This is a genomic window from Pararobbsia alpina (genome assembly GCF_902859895.1).
In the GTDB taxonomy this organism is placed as follows: Bacteria; Pseudomonadota; Gammaproteobacteria; order Burkholderiales; family Burkholderiaceae; genus Pararobbsia; species Pararobbsia alpina.
Genome location: NZ_CADIKM010000009.1, coordinates 1 through 16,939, shown reverse-complemented (window position 1 = coordinate 16,939; position 16,939 = coordinate 1). Strand labels below are relative to the sequence as shown.

Annotated in this window: 13 protein-coding genes; 5 read left to right on the top strand and 8 right to left on the bottom strand. The window is 59.4% G+C overall.

Annotation, left to right across the window (positions count from 1 at the left end; all coding sequences use genetic code 11):
* Nucleotides 1-15: 15 nt before the first annotated feature.
* From HV670_RS11965 to HV670_RS11940, 6 genes are all read right to left on the bottom strand, one after another.
* Nucleotides 16-1,419: an MFS transporter gene (locus HV670_RS11965; RefSeq protein ID WP_175105004.1), complete on the bottom strand. Its 1,404-nt coding sequence runs from the start codon at nucleotides 1,417-1,419 to the stop codon at nucleotides 16-18.
* 97 nt (nucleotides 1,420-1,516) lie between these two features.
* Nucleotides 1,517-3,061 (bottom strand): methyl-accepting chemotaxis protein, encoded by a 1,545-nt coding sequence (locus HV670_RS11960; RefSeq protein ID WP_175105125.1) that lies wholly within the window; start codon nucleotides 3,059-3,061, stop codon nucleotides 1,517-1,519.
* 229 nt (nucleotides 3,062-3,290) lie between these two features.
* Nucleotides 3,291-4,439: a porin gene (locus HV670_RS11955; RefSeq protein ID WP_175105003.1), complete on the bottom strand. Its 1,149-nt coding sequence runs from the start codon at nucleotides 4,437-4,439 to the stop codon at nucleotides 3,291-3,293.
* Between the two features lie 177 nt (nucleotides 4,440-4,616).
* Entirely contained in the window at nucleotides 4,617-5,912 is a 1,296-nt protein-coding gene (locus HV670_RS11950) for an MFS transporter (protein WP_175105002.1), read from the bottom strand.
* A 93-nt stretch (nucleotides 5,913-6,005) separates the two neighbouring features.
* Entirely contained in the window at nucleotides 6,006-7,226 is a 1,221-nt protein-coding gene (locus tag HV670_RS11945) for an aspartate racemase/maleate isomerase family protein (protein ID WP_175105001.1), read from the bottom strand.
* A 184-nt stretch (nucleotides 7,227-7,410) separates the two neighbouring features.
* Nucleotides 7,411-8,310 carry a LysR family transcriptional regulator gene (locus HV670_RS11940; protein ID WP_175105000.1) on the bottom strand — a complete coding sequence of 300 codons (900 nt, stop codon included), beginning with the start codon at nucleotides 8,308-8,310 and terminating at the stop codon, nucleotides 7,411-7,413.
* Nucleotides 8,311-8,427: 117 nt separating this feature from the next.
* On the opposite strand from HV670_RS11940, the gene HV670_RS11935 reads away from it, so the two are divergent.
* Both HV670_RS11935 and HV670_RS11930 read left to right on the top strand, forming a co-directional pair.
* Nucleotides 8,428-9,510 (top strand): tartrate dehydrogenase, encoded by a 1,083-nt coding sequence (locus HV670_RS11935; RefSeq protein ID WP_175104999.1) that lies wholly within the window; start codon nucleotides 8,428-8,430, stop codon nucleotides 9,508-9,510.
* Nucleotides 9,507-10,895, top strand: coding sequence for an amidase family protein (locus HV670_RS11930; RefSeq protein ID WP_175104998.1), 1,389 nt, complete (start codon nucleotides 9,507-9,509; stop codon nucleotides 10,893-10,895). Before HV670_RS11935 ends, HV670_RS11930 begins: the two co-directional genes overlap by 4 nt.
* A gap of 97 nt (nucleotides 10,896-10,992) precedes the next feature.
* Here the strand turns inward: HV670_RS11930 and HV670_RS11925 are convergent, their stop codons facing one another.
* Together HV670_RS11925 and HV670_RS11920 are read right to left on the bottom strand one after the other, a co-directional pair.
* Entirely contained in the window at nucleotides 10,993-11,661 is a 669-nt protein-coding gene (locus tag HV670_RS11925; protein ID WP_175104997.1) for a response regulator transcription factor, read from the bottom strand.
* Nucleotides 11,662-11,679: 18 nt separating this feature from the next.
* Nucleotides 11,680-12,585, bottom strand: a complete 906-nt coding sequence (locus HV670_RS11920; protein ID WP_175105124.1) for a trypsin-like peptidase domain-containing protein — start codon at nucleotides 12,583-12,585, stop codon at nucleotides 11,680-11,682.
* A gap of 490 nt (nucleotides 12,586-13,075) precedes the next feature.
* Here HV670_RS11920 and HV670_RS11915 point away from each other — a divergent pair, with 490 nt between their 5' ends.
* The 3 genes from HV670_RS11915 to HV670_RS11905 all read left to right on the top strand — a co-directional run.
* Nucleotides 13,076-14,557: an ATP-binding protein gene (locus HV670_RS11915; RefSeq protein ID WP_175104996.1), complete on the top strand. Its 1,482-nt coding sequence runs from the start codon at nucleotides 13,076-13,078 to the stop codon at nucleotides 14,555-14,557.
* Nucleotides 14,558-15,705: 1,148 nt separating this feature from the next.
* Nucleotides 15,706-15,975, top strand: a complete 270-nt coding sequence (locus tag HV670_RS11910) for a hypothetical protein (RefSeq protein WP_175104995.1) — start codon at nucleotides 15,706-15,708, stop codon at nucleotides 15,973-15,975.
* Nucleotides 15,976-16,606: 631 nt separating this feature from the next.
* Nucleotides 16,607-16,939 (top strand): LON peptidase substrate-binding domain-containing protein (locus HV670_RS11905; RefSeq protein WP_175104994.1); only part of this gene is annotated, 333 nt, incomplete at its 3' end.

The following is a 16,939-nucleotide window of genomic DNA, read 5'->3' as shown; positions in this document are numbered from 1 at the left end:
CGGCTCAGGCATGTCTTATCCGTTATCGGATACTGGGTTACTGAGCCGTGGCGGGCGTTCGGCGGCGTCGAGCGCAGGTTCTACCTCCAATGGAAGAACGGTCCTCCTGGCGTCGAGATCCTGGCCGCGGCCTTCCTTGGCAAACGAGATGGCAATTAAGGAAACGATGCCGCAGAGACCTACGAAAATGGCGATTGGGACATAGGAACCGTGAAAGGCAACCAGGAGCGCCGTAGCGATAAGTGGGAGTGGACCACCAACCAGTGCGGTTCCGAGCTGGTAACCCAGCGAAATACCTGTGTATCGAACTTCCGGCGGGAAATTCTCGGCAAACAACGGACCCATTACAGCGCCGACCATGGGATAGATGACGGCGAAGCCCACAACGATGGCCAGGTACAGCAACGCGATCGATCTTTGATGAACGAGCCAGAAGAAGGGTAGAACGAAGGCCATACTAGCGAGGGCGCCGATAATAAAAATCTTCTTCCGGCCGATTCGGTCGGAAATCCACGCGCTGAAGAGGACCATCGGAGCAGATAAAAGCGAGGCAACCAACACTGCATTGAGCGTATCGGTCCGCTCGAAGCCGAGGCCGATCGTGTAGGAAATCGAGAACACTGCGAAGATATAGAAGACCGAGGTTTCGATGAACTTCGCCCCGATGGTCATCAGCACTGCCCGCCAGTGGAATTTGATGGTTTCCAGCAATGGAACCTTGTTCGCGCTCTCGCTCGCAAGGACCTTCTTGAAGGACGGAGTTTCATCGACCGAGCGGCGAATCCAAAAAGCGATGATGACCAGGACGAAGGACAGAATGAACGGAATCCGCCAGCCGACCCTGAGAAACTCCTCTTTCGAGAAGATCGCGCTCGCCTCCGATGCTGCCAGCGAACCCAAAGCAAGGCCCAGCATGGTTCCGACTTGCGGGACCGCGCCGAAAAGGCCCCGGTATTTCTTGGGCGCGTACTCCACCGCCAGCAGGACGCCTCCGCCCCATTCACCCCCAAGCGCGACTCCCTGAATGACGCGCAGTACTGTCAAGAGGATAGGAGCCCAGACACCGATGGCGTTGTAATCGGGCAAAAGTCCCATAGCCAGGGTGCTGCCGCCCATGAGCGAGAGCGTCATGACTAGCGTTTTCTTGCGGCCGATCCTGTCGCCGATATGACTGAAGACGATGCCGCCGATGGGGCGCATCGCGAACGCCAGCGCAAATGAAGCGAACGAGAGCATCAATGCGATCGACGGATCGTGGGCGGGAAAGAACAAGGGGCCAAAAACGATCGCCGCCATGGTTCCGTAAAGGATGAAGTCGTACCATTCGATGGTGCTACCGATCCCGCTGGCCAACAGCGCCCGCACTCGCGTGCCGCGATCAATTGTCTCGACATCTCTGATATCGGTTGGGTAAGTCATCGGAATCCGTTTTTTTGCCGTGAGTTAAAGTGAATGCGTGACAATCGTTTCGCTAAGATGCGCATGAGTCGAAGTGAGTCCACTGCCTGTACACTCCCTACGGCAACCGGAAGACCGCCACCGACGAGCGCAAATCGCTGGTTTGCGTTTCGAGTGAGCTCGCGGCCGCGGCAGCCTGCTCGACGAGCGCCGCGTTCTGCTGTGTTACCGAGTCCATCTGCGTGACAGCCTTGCTGACCTGGCCGATACCATTGCTCTGCTCGATCGACGCCGCGGCGATCTCGCCCATGATGTCGGTGACACGCTGCACCGATCGTGTGATCTCGTCCATTGTCAGACCGGCCGCGTTGACGAACTCGGCGCCGGCTCGCACGCGTTCCACGGAGTCCTGAATGAGCCCCTTGATCTCTTTCGAGGCCGACGACGAGCGCTGCGCGAGCGAGCGTACTTCACTCGCAACGACGGCGAACCCCCGGCCCTGCTCGCCCGCGCGAGCGGCTTCGACGGCAGCATTGAGCGCGAGGATGTTGGTCTGGAACGCGACGCTTTCGATCATGCCGACGATATCGGCAATTTTGTCCGAGCTCGCTCGGATGCCGTTCATCGTATCGATGACCTGCGAGATGACGCCGCTGCCGCGCTGCGCGACCTGTACCGCCTGCGCGGCGACCTGACTTGCCTGACGGGTGTTGTCGGCGTTCTGATTGACTGTCGAGGTGAGCTCTTCCATGGTCGCAGCTGTTTCCTGCAATGCCGCCGCCTGCTCCTCCGTGCGCTGCGAGAGGTCCCGGTTGCCGGCGGCGATTTGGCCCGTTGCCGATGCGATCGACTCGGCCGACGTCGTAATCGTGCGGATTGTCTCCGTCAGTTGATCCTGCATCCGCTTCATCGAGTAGAGCAGGCTCCTGCGGTCGCTCGGCGCGGTCTTGACGATGACGGTGAGGTCGTTGTTCGCAACACGCGTCGCGATCTCGGTCGCGTAACCGGGCTCGCCGCCGAGCGAGCGCAGAATGCCGCGATTGAGCAAGATCACTACGAGGCTTAGCAAAGCGCCGACCACGACAAGCAAACCGACGCTCTCGTACAAGGATGTTTGGAAAGCAGCGTTAATATCGTCGAGATAGACACCCGTCAGAATAATCCAGCCCCACGGGCGATAGGTGTCCTCATACGTGATCTTCGGGAAGACGCCGCTTACACCAGGCTTCGAAAACCCTATACGAGTGAAGCCTTTGCCCTCTCGGTTCACGATATCGATGGCGACCTGGAAGGTGAGTACGCCATTCGGGTCCTTGAACTCTCTCACGTCCCGGCCCTGGATCTCCGGATAGATTGGATGCATCAGAACGTGCTTCGAGTCGATGATCGTGAAGTAGCCGTCAGAGCCCGCGTAGCGCATGCGGCGCACGGCCTCCGCGGCCTTCTTTTTCGCCTCGTCGACCGTGATCGTTCCGGCAGCAGCCTGATCGGCGAACGTCTTGACGACTGCAATGGCGAGTTCCGTGGCATGCACTAGATCGGCTTTTCTTTCTTCTAGACGAACGTCTCGAGTGCTATAGGCCTCGATCACCGAGAGTCCGGCGAAGCACAGAAGACAGAGAACCAGCGGCAGCCAGAGTTTTTGCGAAAAAGACAACTTGATCACCTAAATCTCCTGATTGGGTTGCGCAAGCGTGCAGCTTTAGTGGTCAGCAAGGGATGACAGCTCGAAACACAGATAGCCAATCTGCCTTCAAGGCGACAACGAACCATCCTTTGCCTGGTGCTTTGTCGAGCGCCTTATCGAGCTTGCCATTTTCGACGCTTAGTCATGGGCATACTCTCTCGCCGAAACGGACACCAGGGACCCCGTGCCAATGTAAATCGCTCCGTCAGAAGCGCGTCCTTATCCCGGCGATGACCTGCGTTTCCGAATTGGAGGTTGAGGCAGCCGTGGAGAAAATCTGCGCGTATTGCGCTGCACCGCCGGCGCGCTGGTAAAGGCCAACGAGATACACATCCGTACGGGGGCTAAACGAATAATCGATCCCCAGATTGACCTCGTTATAGTGCGGCTTTTCCGAGTCTGAATATTCACCCGTCGTATAGATGTACCCTACGCCGACGAGGAGACTTGGAGTGATGTTGTGAGTCAGCGATATCTCGGCGTTCTGCAGCCGAAGGCCAGTCGTATCCAGGTAGTCGAACAGCACATTCGTGTAGGCGAGGGTAGCTCGCACGATTCCGAAATCGTATCCCGCCCCGATGCCAAAAATTCGCTGCGTCTCGACGCCTGAACCACCTTGGCTCGTCGTAAACGGGGAAGTGAATCCGTAGTTGTCGCTGATGGCCCCCGAAGAATTGTCCGGCGCAGCGGGGTGGTTGAATTGCGACATCGCGACCGCTACTTTAAAGGGTCCGCGCACATAGGTGCTGCCGGCACTGAAAGCGCTGTTGTTCGAAAAGGCCCCGGCCTGATTCGAGAAAGCGTATTGCCCGGCGAACGAAAGACCATCGATAACTGGAGACTCATAGCGAACCGAATTCTGTAACCGCACCGCATCGTATATGTTGTCGTTGTCACCGATGTGCGCACCGTAGGTCGCAAACTGAACTGCGGACTCCGTCCAGTTCAACTGCTTGGTCATCTCGTCATACTGACGGCCCATTGTGATCGTACCCAGTTCCTTGTCCGCGATTCCGACCCACGCCTGGCGACCGAACAACCGCCCCCCCTGAGATGCGGAACCATTCGTGACCGAGAATCCGTTTTCCAGATCGAAGATAGCCGATCGCCCGCCGCCCAGATCCTCCTGTCCCTTCAAACCAAAGCGAGACGGTTGCTGGGGCCCGCTCTGCATCTGATAGAGAGGCTTGCCGCCCGCATTGGACGAATAGCTCATTCCGACCGAGATCAGCCCATATAAGGTCACGCTGCTTTGCGCGCGGGCGTGAGGCGCGGCGGCGATCAGTGACGCGAGGATTGCAAAAGTAAGAATGTAGCGAGTGGGCAGCAATGAGGTGTAGTTTTTGATTTTCATTAGCTATTCTAAGTTTTTTTAAATTTTTTCTACTGGTCTTGATTGTCAGTCCGGAAGTAGCTTGTCCACCAATGGCGTACCCCGACGATTGTTTTGTTTTGTTTCGCTTTGCGTCGCTTCGGCTGCGCCGGACCTGCATTGCAGGACCGGCACCGTCCCCCGTTGCGTGCAGGCACCTCAGACCGGGATCTTCTTCTCGTAGTTGATGCACATCGAGCAGAGCAGCAGACCGATACCGGCACCGGTGAAGACCATCATTGCGAGGAAGTATGAGCCGGTCAGCTGCACGATCATGCCGACCGCGAGCGGGACGGCTACCCCGCCGATATTGCCGCCGAGATTCATCAAGCCGCCGAGCAGGCCGACTCTGTCGCGCGTCCCGATGAGCGAGGGAATGCTCCAGTAGAGGCCGGTCCAGCGTTGGAAGAACAACGTGAGCGACAACAGTACGACCGTCAGCGCGGGCCCGCTTGCGTAGGCAACTGAGAATACGGCGAGGGTAACGACAATCGAGGCGAAAGCGAGCAAGGTGCGCATCACCTTGTTCGGCGACCCGCCGGCACTTTTCCATTTATCGGATAGAAAGCCGCCGACCAGTTCGCCAACGAATCCCGAGAGGAAAATGATGAAGCTCGCCCCGCCCATCTGCTGGATATTGAAGCCGTGTACCTTGCTCAGGTAATTCGGCATCCAGGTCAACAAGCCGTAGAACACGACGTTCGCACACATATAGCCGAAGAACATGAGCCATACGGTCCGGTACTTGAACAGGTGGAGCCTCTTGCCGCTAACCTGGGTCGGCTCGCTCTCGTTTTCGATCGCCCGGGCCTGCTCGATATAGGTGGCCTCCGCTTCATTGACGCCGCGATGCTCGCGCGGGCTGTTGCGAATGAAGTGCCACGCGTAGAACCCGACCAGCACCGTGCCGACGCCGGCCACGATGAACGCCAGGCGCCACGATCCCAGCAAGGTGATCAACGAGGTAATCAATATCGCGCCGACCGCCGCGCCCAACGGAGCGCCACCGTCCAGCAACGTTGCGCCGCGGCCGCGTTCGTTCTGCGTCAGCCAGATCCCGTTCAGCTTGCCGCCGGACGGATAGATCGGAGCCTCGGCCGCACCCAATCCGAACCGGGTCAGCAGCAACGTGGTGGCGTTGGTGGCCAGGCCCGCGATTGCCTGGAACCCACCCCAGAGGACCGCAGCGGCGGCGATCACGATGCGCGGCTTGAAACGGTCAACCAGCATGCCTCCGGGCACCTGCATCAATGCATAGGTCCAGAAGAACGAGCTAAAAATCAAGCCCTGCAACGCCGGCTTTATGTTGAAATCCCTCGAGATTAGCGGCATCGCGACCGATAGCGAGGCGCGATCGATATAGTTGATCGCGACCAGCCCCAGCAATACGATAAAGATTTTCCACCTTACCGCTGTCTTGGTCTGAACGGCGACATTCTCGACAGGTATGCTCATGGTCTCCCCTTATATTGTGTGTAGTCCTACAGAATGATCGATAGGCCGCACACAATCTTTGTGTGAACGGCCAACTCCGGTAGCGACTACTTATTAAAAGGACGCCCAGTTGCTTTGCTGCAAGATGGTGCGGACCTGATCGGCTGCGCTTTGCAACGCCGCGACGTCAGCGTCGGTCCACTTGCGCGTGCTCGGCACGTAATGGACCGAGATCCATCCGATCACCTCGCCATTGGCCGCCTCGAGGCCGACCAGCATCTGTGCCTTGACACCATAGACTTCCATCAGCGCCTTCGGCGGCTTTACCTCCGCGTTCGCACAGTCGTCCTGGGCCAACGGCTTGCGAGTCGCGGTGAGCCACTGCACGGTCGCGAGGCTGCGCTGATTCAACGAGGTATTCAGTTTCAGCTCGGGGATGCCCGGCGCGACCGATTCAGCGCAGACCCTGTCGACATTGCAGTTGTGCTCGGGAATGTCGATGCGCAATGTGGTGCGGCTGCCGCCGGTCACTTCGCGCAGGGTGGCCATGACACGCTCAAGCTCGGCAAGCACGGGACTGGCCCTGAGCAATTTGCCAAAGCCATGGAGCGGCACGTCGATCGACGTCATCTTCAGCGCTTTCCACAACGTTACCGCGATGCTGTCGAAAATCGGCTTGCCGAGTTCCGCCTCCATCTCGTCGACCACGGTGGTCGCCGGCAAATTGGTGCAGGCGACGACGATGCACTCGGCATCGGGCGAATCCGCATCGCGCAGCAACTGCTTGATCCGCTCAAATGGCGTATTGCCGATCACGACGTTTTGGGTTTGATCGAGCCTGGCGGTGTTGACCACGGTGAACCCCTGGTTGCCATAAGTCTCGACGATCTTGCGAGTCGGTTCCTCGACGTACGGCACCGCCAGCGCGAAGCGCTTGATGCCATATTGCTTCAACACGTCGATCTGGGCCAGTGAAGAGGTGGACGCCGGCACTCCCGTGACTCGGCTGATTTCTTCGCACAAGCTGACGTCGGCTTCGAACCCCTTGCCGGTCCAGCTGCCAGAGGTGCCGTTCCACAGGATAGCGTCCATACCGCCGTCGCTCAGGAGCGCCGCCGCATCCACCATTTTCTGCGTCTGAAACTGGTTGACGTCCTTGCTGTCGAGCGTCAGCGACGTCACAGGAACCCGACTGAAATGCGTCGAGATCCGCGAGCTGATCTGGTCGGTCATTCCCATCGTCATCGGCTCCAATGCCGTATTCGACGACGGCGTGATAAAACCGACCTTCTTCACATCTGCAAGACTCGCCAGCTGTTTCGTTTGCTTTCCCATCAGCGTTCCTTGATCAGGTTAATTGCCAAGCTCGCCGCATTGTAGTGTCTATAGGTTGCTAGCTAATCGGTCGGTTCGTGAAAACATAAGACACAAAATGTGAACGATCAGAGTTTGCGCTCAGATTTTTTAGCTGGTATGAATGGTGCCCCCGCGCGTGCCGGCGACCGGCCATGACAGGGCTTCAAACGTTATTTGCGAGCCATTCCTCGAGGAATTGCACGCATACGCGCACCTTGGCTGACGTCGACAGCCGGGATGGATAAACAGCCCATACATTGGCATCCTGCTGATATTCGGGCAGCACGCGGCTGAGTTCGCCGCGTTTCAAACTGGGCCCGACGTCCCACATCGAGCGCAGGATGATCCCGTGTCCGTCGATTGCCCAGCGATGCGCGATCTCGCCGTTATTTGCGGAAAGCGGTCCGCTGATGCGCACCGTTTCTGCGCCGTTGGAGCCTTCCAGCTTCCAGCGGCCGAACTCCTGATCGCGCTCGCGGATGACGATGCATTTATGTTGTGCCAGGTCGGCGAGGCGCGCCGGAGTTCCCCACTGCTCTAGATAGCTCGACGACGCGCATAGTACGCGTGCGTTGCGGGCGATCAGCTTCGTAATAAGACTCTCCTCATGCACCGCGCCGATCCGGATGTCTAGATCGAACCCCTCGCGCACCAGGTCGACGGGCCGGTCGAGCAGCTCCAACTGAAATTCGAGTTCCGGGTAATGCTGCGCCATTGCCGACACCGCGCGCGACACATGATTACGGCCGAAACCTGAACTAGTACAGACGCGCAGTAGTCCGCGAGGCACAATCTTCGAGGACGAAATCGCCTCGGCCATGTGCTCGGCATCCTCCAGGATGCGCTGTGCCCACTGATAGACGATATGTCCGCTCTCGGTAACCGAAACCTTCCGCGTGGTGCGATGTAGTAGTCGCGCCTGGAGCATGCTCTCGAGCACAGCGATGCGTTTGCTGATCAAGGCTTTGGACACGCCCATTTCAAGTGCGGAGGCGGCGAAGCTCTGCTTACGCACGACCATGCAGAACAGGCGCAGGTCTTCCATCGATGGGAGATTGTTCACTTTTTGTAGTCGATTGGATCACGCAAGCGATCACTATATCGCGAAGCGTGCGCGCTATGATTCGCCTCGGTAAGGCTTCGTTGGTTCCGGTAAGCCCATTGCAAGACGAGAGAGTCAATGAAAACACACAAGATTGCGGTTATCGCCGGGGATGGCATCGGCAAGGAAGTGATGCCGGAGGGCATGCGCGTGGTCGAAGCGGCGGCACGTCGGTTCGGCATCAACCTCGAATTCACCACGATGGATTGGGCCAACTGCGATTACTACGCACAGCACGGCGAAATGATGCCGCACGACTGGTTCGACCAGTTGATGCAGTTCGAGGCGATCTTTTTCGGCGCGGTCGGCTGGCCCGCGACCGTGCCGGACCATATCTCGCTGTGGGGTTCGCTACTGCGCTTCCGGCGCGATTTTTCGCAATACGTGAACTTGCGTCCGGTGCGCCTGATGCCCGGCGTGCCGTGTCCTCTGGCAGGGCGCAAGCCGGGCGACATCGACTTCTATGTGGTGCGCGAAAACACCGAAGGAGAATATTCGTCGGTCGGTGGCCGCATGTTCGAAGGGACCGACCGCGAGTTCGTGGTTCAGGAAACTGTCTTTACGCGCCAGGGCGTCGACCGGATTCTCGATTTTGCTTTCGATCTCGCTCAGAGCCGGCCGAAAAAGCATCTGACCTCGGCGACGAAGTCGAATGGCATCTCGATCACGATGCCGTATTGGGACGAACGCGTCGAGGCGATGGCGAAGTGCTATCCGGACGTGCACTGGGACAAATATCACATCGATATCTTGTCCGCGCGGTTCGTGCTGAGCCCGGAGCGCTTTGATGTCGTCGTCGCCTCGAATCTGTTCGGCGATATCCTTTCGGACCTGGGCCCTGCCTGCGCCGGCACCATCGGCATCGCGCCGTCGGCGAACCTGAACCCGGATCGCCGGTTCCCGTCGCTATTCGAGCCGGTTCACGGCTCGGCGCCCGACATCTACGGCAAAAATATTGCCAATCCGATCGCGATGATCTGGTCAGGTGCGATGATGCTCGATTTCCTCGGCAACGGAAGCGGTGTCTACCGCGAGGCGCATGATGCGATCATCCATGCAATCGAAACGGTACTGGTCGAAGGACCGCGCACCCCGGATCTCGGCGGCACAGCCGATACTACCGGCGTCGGCAAGGCCATCGCCGCCGCATTGGAACAATGACGTTCATATCGTCTTCCCCGTTTGAAGCGCTCACGGCGGCGGAGCTCGGCCGCCTGTTGCATGATCGCAAAGTCGAACCGCGCGAGCTGACCGACTACTTCGTCGAGCGTATCGAGAGGGGGAAAAACTCGGGCGTCTTTACGTCCACCTGCTTCGAACGGGCGCGACGCGAGGCGGCGCAAAGCGCGGCTCGCTATCGAGCCGGTCGGCCTCTTGGTCCGCTTGATGGCGTCCCCGTCGCATGGAAAGACCTGATCGATATCGAAGGTCTCGCGACCACCGCTGGGTCAGCCGTCTATCGGGACGCGCCACCAGCGCAGCATGATGCGCCGATCGTGCGCCATCTCGCCGCCGCGGGTATGGTGACGCTCGGCAAAACCAATCTGTCTGAATTCGCCTACTCCGCGCTCGGGCTTAATCCGCATTTCGGCACGCCGTTGAATCCGCGCGCAAGCGACATGCCGCGCGTGCCCGGAGGCTCGTCCTCAGGCTCCGCTGTGGCCGTCGCCGCAGGACTCGTGCCGGTCTCAATCGGCACCGATACGGGCGGCTCTGTGCGCACGCCCGCGGCATTCAATGGCGTGGTCGGCTTCAAGACCTCCGAGCAATGGATCGACACCGACGGTGTATTCCCGCTGTCGCGCACGCTCGACACGATCGGCGTGTTCGCGCACGACGTCGCCGATTGCTATTTGCTCGACTTTGCATTGCGCGGCCTTAAGGCCCCATCGCTCGCACCCGACGCGACGTCGTTGGCATCGCTGACGTTGGTCGCTCCGGAAAACGCGATACTCGATGAGGTTGAGCCAGAAGTGCGGCGCAACTTCGTCGCTTCGCTTGAGCGAGCGGCGGCCGCCGGTGTGCAAGTGCGCTGGCAACCTGTCCCGGAGCTTACGCAGGTGCGCGAGTTGATCGCGCGTCACGGCAATATTGCTGCAGCCGAGGGTTATCAATCGCATCGCGAACTGCTCGAGAGCCCGCGCCATGCGCAAATCGATGTGACCGTCTATAAGCGGATGATGGGCGGCAAGACGATGTCGGCAGAGGACTTCGACGCATTGCAGCGTGGCCGCGTCGCCTTGCAGCGCTCGCTATGGGCTACGCTCGGCGACGCGCTGCTCGTGATGCCGACGGTGCCGCACGTCGCGCCGCCGATTGCGCCGCTTGCGGCCGATCCCGACGTGTTCGCCCGTGTGAACCTGAAGACGATCTGCAATACGTTGCTTGGCAATATGCTCAATACTTGCGGGCTTGCGTTGCCGAACGGCTTGGGCGCCGCGCAGATGCCGACCAGCCTGTTGCTCAGCGCGCCGGCCACGCACGAAGCGCGACTGCTTCGCGCCGGTGTCGGGCTCGCGCCGATCATCGCAGGCGAGAATCCGTGAAGACGCTCGCAATGGGACTTGTACCCCTGTGTCGATATGAGTCGGTTGCATCCGACTGCAGCCCGCCATAGACCCACTTCGGCATCGCGTCGATTCGCTACACCATGATGAATCCTCGCCGCATACCGAGCATCACCGCTTCAGTGCGGTTGCTTGCGCCCAGTTTGCCGAAAATCGAGGAGAGGTGGGATTTCACCGTGTTGTCCGAGATATCGAGTTGCCGAGCGATCTCCTTGTTGACGAGTCCGTCGGCGAGCATCGTCAGTACTTCGATCTCGCGCAAGGTCAGGGCTTCGAAGGGCATTTCGGGCGCCGTCTGCCGGGGCAGTTTACGTGCGGCCAGCAGTCGCGCGAGGATCTCCGGCGACATCACGTCAAGGCCCGCGGCCACGGCTTCGATCGATGCGACGATTTCGCCTGGCATCGCGTTGCGCAGCACGATCGCCATCGCATCACCCGGCAATGCATCCAGGATCCAGTCGCCATCCGCCTCGTCGATCAACAGGACGAGCGCCGATGGCGCGTGCCCTGCGTCCAGTCCATCTTGGGGTGCGTTGCTGGCCGCGGGCTCCACGTCGATCACGATCACATCCGGTACTGAACCGGCAAGACGGTCGGCTAGCATTTCGGCGTCCGCTGCGCTGGCCACGAATCTGAGTGCCGGACTGGTCTCGACAAGCGCTTGCAGGCTTGCGCGCACCTGCGGCGAATCCGCAATGACCGCGACCTGGACTGCGCCCATCTGTGCCATCTGGCCATCCGACATTTGACCGTTTCCCGGCGTTCACCTGCATGAATCCCGTTGTGGGCGTTCGCCGACGGTGACCGAGCACTCGGTGCGTTCGCCGCCCCGGATCAGCCCGATTTTCAAGGGCTGTCCGATGCTTACGGAGCCAAGTGCGGTTTGCACGTCGTCCATGTCGCGGCACGGCTTGCCGTCCAGTTCGATCAGCACATCGCCCAGGAGCACGCCCGCCACCTCGGCGGGACCGCCCGGCGCGAGCGAATTGACCAGCAATCCGCGGTTGGAAGACAGGTTCATTTTCTTGATCCACGCATCCGACAGGGTCACCTGCTGAGTGCCGACGCCAAGGTAGCCCCGTGAGACTCGCCCGGTAGCCAGCAATTCGTCCGTGACGCGCTCCACGGTCATCCCGGGAATCACGATACCGAAGCCACGCGCCAGCGCCGATGTGCAGATGCCCATGACCCGCCCGCGCGCATCCGCGACGGCTGCGCCGGAGAAACCCGGGTGCAGGCCGCCATCCAGTCGCACGAAGGAATCGAGCCGACCGCCGCGCCAAGTGCGCCAGGGACCGCCAGCGCTGCCGACCACGCCGAAATCGGCACTGGTGCCAAACTCATCTGCCCGCGCGACCGCGAGCACAAGATGACCCGCCTTGAGCGAGCGGGCATCGCCGGACTCGACGGGGTCCAGGTCCACGCCGTCCAGTTTCAGCACGGCGACGTCGGTGCTCGTATCCCGCCCCGCCAGGACCGCGGCGGCTACACGGCCATCGGGCAGGGTGAGCTCGATTCCTTCCTCGCGTCTGAGCGTGTGCGCAGCGGTGACAACGATGCCATGCCGCCAGACTACTCCACTTGACGGAATGCGACGCCGACCGTGTACCGCGACGACGCTTTGTCCGACGCGCTCGACGATTGCCGCCAGATTGGCGGATAGCTCCAGCAACGGATTTGCGCTTGACGATGTATTTTCCATGTGAAGTCTCCGGTCATTTGCGACGCGACCTGCTCGCGCCTGACACCGCCCATTGCACACGGATCCTGTGTTAGTGAGTGGCGACGGGCGGATTCAGAATGACAGAACGTCAAGGGACGCACACCACCCGAACGGGTAGTTGGCTGGAGGTAGCCGGTACATCGCGTAGCGCGCCAGTTGCGTCAGCACCTCGGACGCCTGCTTCCCCTAAGCAGCCTTTACCGCCGTTATCGGCATCAGTCATCGGTCCAGTTGAGCCAACGTGAAGCGGAAAAGGGAACTTTGCGATAGGTGAGGACTTAAGGAGGGTTGCCGCCGATGGACGCCGAGGCTGATGCGAGTAAGCTCACATGGCGGAGTCCGGATGGCGCCCTAATTCTGCTGATGAGGGAAAACGCGACCGGGTGGTTCACCATCGGCGTCTGACGGAACTGTCGGATCGGCGGCTGGGGTTGCCATGACACTCGATACTGGAATGAACGATCGCTCTTCGTACCGTGCCTACCAAATGTTGCACTCAGACACGAAGGCCGACCGGATCGTCAGATCGCGCTCGATTGCCAAAATCTTGTCCGGGGGAGGCATTGGCTTGGCGCTCGCGACCTGGCTGTGTTTCGGATTTGATGTCGGCTTGACGGTCGCGGCGTTTGTCTATCTGATTGAGATCTTGCTGCTGTCTCTATTGGACTGCCTCGTTTGCTCAGCCATCTTCTCGGTGATTGCTGTTGGCTGCCTCGAATTTTTCTTTGCGCCACCGATCTTCAGCTTCCGAGTAGATAGCGTGCAGAATGTCGCAGCATTGCTTGCTTTCCTCACCACATCCCTTGTTGTTACCTCGCTCGTGCACCGGGCTCGTCGACTTAGTGAAGTCCATCGGAAGCAGGCGCAGCTTCTCGACCTCACCCACGATTGCGTGATGGTTCGAGATATGGAAGACGTGATTACCTATTGGAACAACGGTGCCGAAGCGCTTTACGGATGGAAGAAGGAAGAGGTGCTAGGAAAGGTTGCTCACTCCGTCCTGCGCACGCGTTTTCCCGTGACGCTCGGAGATATCAAGGAATCTCTGTCTGCAACGGGCCGCTGGGAGGGGGAATTGATCAATGCCCGGCGAGACGGGTTAGAAGCCGCAGTGGCAACCCGCTGGGCGCTGCTGCGAAATGATCAGGGTCGACCGATCGCGACGCTCGAAACGAGCACGGATATTACTGAACGCAAGCGGAAGGAAGAAGCGCTGCAGCAGGTGACTCGTTTGACGACGGTTGGGGAATTGGGTGCATCGTTGGCTCACGAACTTGCGCAGCCGCTTTGCGCGATCTCCGCTGACACCACAGCGTCTCTACGATGGCTCGACCGGGACACGCCCAACTTGGAGGAGGCACTGCCCGGCCTACGACGTGTCGTTTGTGAAAGCAAACGCTTGACGGAACTGTTCTTGCGCGTGCGCATGCTAGCCAAGCGGACCCCCCCACAGATGACGCGACTCGAGATCAACGAGGTGGTCAACGACGTTCTCCCCCTCGTGCAACGTGAGGTCTTGAATCACAGCGTTACGTTGAGGACGAAGCTTGCGACAGGCCTGCCCGTCGTCCTCGGTGATCGGATCCAGTTGGCGCAAGTGATGACTAACCTGATCATGAATGGCATCCAGGCGATGGACAGCGTTGAGGATCGGGCTCGCGAGCTCTTGATAGAGTTGCGGCGCAGCGACGAGGGCAGTGTGATTGTCGCGGTGCAAGATTCGGGAAAGGGGATTGATGCCGAGAACGCCAGCAAGCTCTTTGAGGCTTTCTTCACCACGAAGCCTCAGGGCATGGGGGTTGGGTTGTCGATATGCCGTTCAATTGTTCGAGCTCACGGCGGAGAGCTGCGTGTGATGAACAATGCCGGATACGGCGCAAGGTTCGAGTTCAGTCTTCCATTCGAACGAGATGCGTAGATTTTTGACAATCGCCGTCGAAAAATGCATTTTGGATCGCCGTGGGACCATGGTCGGCCAGTTGCGGTCCTAGGTCCGCACGTCTATGAAGACGTTTGACCGTCGCTTGACTGTGTGGAACCGGCCGAGCCAAATCCGCTGCAGTTTTACTGCCAAGGGGCAGATACGCGGGGATACGACATCGTCGCCCTGGGCGATAACTAGCGTTACAAAAGTATCATTGAATATGACGGGCAACGGGCTAGTCTTCAAATTCCTAGAGAAGTGCGGTGTGGTGAGGAATCCTACGGGATAAAACGTTCTCTGGGGCGGAAGCTATCTTGTTCGTCTGGATCTGTTGTGTAGCAGCTTGCTTACAAAGCAACGCGCCAAAGACGGTTGCAGTCTATCGGACTGCTTCTATGTTGCACGGAACTAGCCACCTACCTGCGTCCTAACCCCGAGGAATTGAACGCTTCGATAGGTTTCCTGTTTCGATTTTATTTAGTATTCCACACCGATCGAATAGGCATCCAAGGTGTAGCGGGCGGTTTGTGAGTTAGCTCGATCTCCATAGCCGCCTTGTGAGCCGTGGACCTGTCTGTTCTCCCAACGGGCAGTTGTCGCAGTCCTGCGTGGATAGATCTTCCAGGAGCGCCTTGCAATGAGCGGGTAATCGCGACTTGCCCTAAATTGTAACCAACTGGAGTATCAGCATGGAACAGAATAGAGACAACTCAATTCAAAGCACGGTCCAGTTAGCAGTCGCGCTTGGCCGGCTGCACGACGTGGCGTCTCAGCTGGTTAACGCTGGCCCTAGAGATCGGGACGACACTATAACGGTGTCCCGGCAAGCATTTAACCGCCTGCAAGATCAAATCGAGCAGAACGAACAGCTGTATGGGCTCCCCCGCGACGCGGATCAGGGCCGGCAGCGGGATCAAGAGTGGCAGGGCCGGCAGCGCGGACAGCAGGGGGCGGAGCGCCAACAGGCTGGTAGCCGCGATAGCCGCGATGTCCACTAGTGTCTGAGGGCGGGCAGTAGGAGCGGGAAAGCTGCGCTCTCCAGGGAGTTGACACGTTGGGAATCAGCGAGGTGAACTACAGGGCGCACGTCAGTCCAACCGGTGATGGGCCGTGGTCTACCCATCACCTACTGGAGTTTCAGCATGGAACAGAACAGAGACAGCTTACTTCAAAGCACGGTCCAGTTGGCTGTCGCGTTCGGCCGCCTGCACGAGTTGGCGTCTCAGGTGGTCGCCGCCCCTAGGGACCGGGACGACACAGTGTCCCAGGAAGCATTCAAGCGTCTGCAAGACCATCTTGAACAGATCGAACAGCACTATGGCCTCCTGCGACACGCGGATCAGGAGTTGCAGGCGCGACAGCGGGCGCAGGAGCCGGAAGTGCAGGGTGGGAGCCGCGGCGATATCCACTAACGCCTGAGCCCGGGCAGTAATAGAGGGTAAGGGTACGCTCTCCAATTGCGAACGCCACTTTAGTCACACACACCTTCGGAAGGCGAACGGCAGCGAGACGTTGACAGTCTCGCTGACCCGTTTCATCAGAGTAAAAGCCGAGGCGAGCACGCCGTCTGCACCGGGCGCGTAGATCCTATGAATGGCGCCAGGCCGCACTCGATGATCTGACAAGACAGCACATTCGCTTCAGTGGCATGCCGCGGCGAACCCTCGGACTTCCTCGCGCCGAACTGTCGGAACTCCATGCCTCTGAAGGCAGAGGCAGTCCTCGTGCCGGGACGATCATCGTCACCCGTGGCACCGCAGCCTCAACCAACGACTCGATCACCCGCGCCTCCTGCGCGCACGCATGGGCGCTTCGTCGCCACGTCTCGAACACTCGCTTCCTAGATACCTCGAGATATCCAATCGTATGAGCGCGTTATGCCCACGGAGGACTGTTGCGTCCGTTCGTAGAATGGTTTTCATTGGAGCGCTCGTTTATCGTGATTCCATGGACTTTGCGGTCCACAAGCGCTCGGTCTTCCGCCAGGCTGACTGCTCACCAAACTGGACTTGGCGGTAGATGCGCCACTTATCGGGAATGAAAATGTCAGCAACCCAGCGCCTTCCTTCCGAGCGCACGACGCTCCCGCTGCTGCCTCTGCGAGATGTCCTCGTTTTCCCACGTGTGGTGAGCCCGCTGTTCGTCGGTCGCCCGAAGTCCATCAAGGCTCTTGAGGTGGCGCTGGAGGGCGGCAAGCACATCATGTTTGTCGCACAAAAGACGTCGGAGAAAGACGAGCCGACCCCAGCGGACATGTACGAAGTGGGTTGCGTCGCCAACATTCTCCAGATGCTCAAGCTTCCCGACGGGACCGTGAAGGTGCTCGTCGAGGGCCTTCAGCGTGCGCGCACCCTGTCGATCGAAGACCAGGAATCG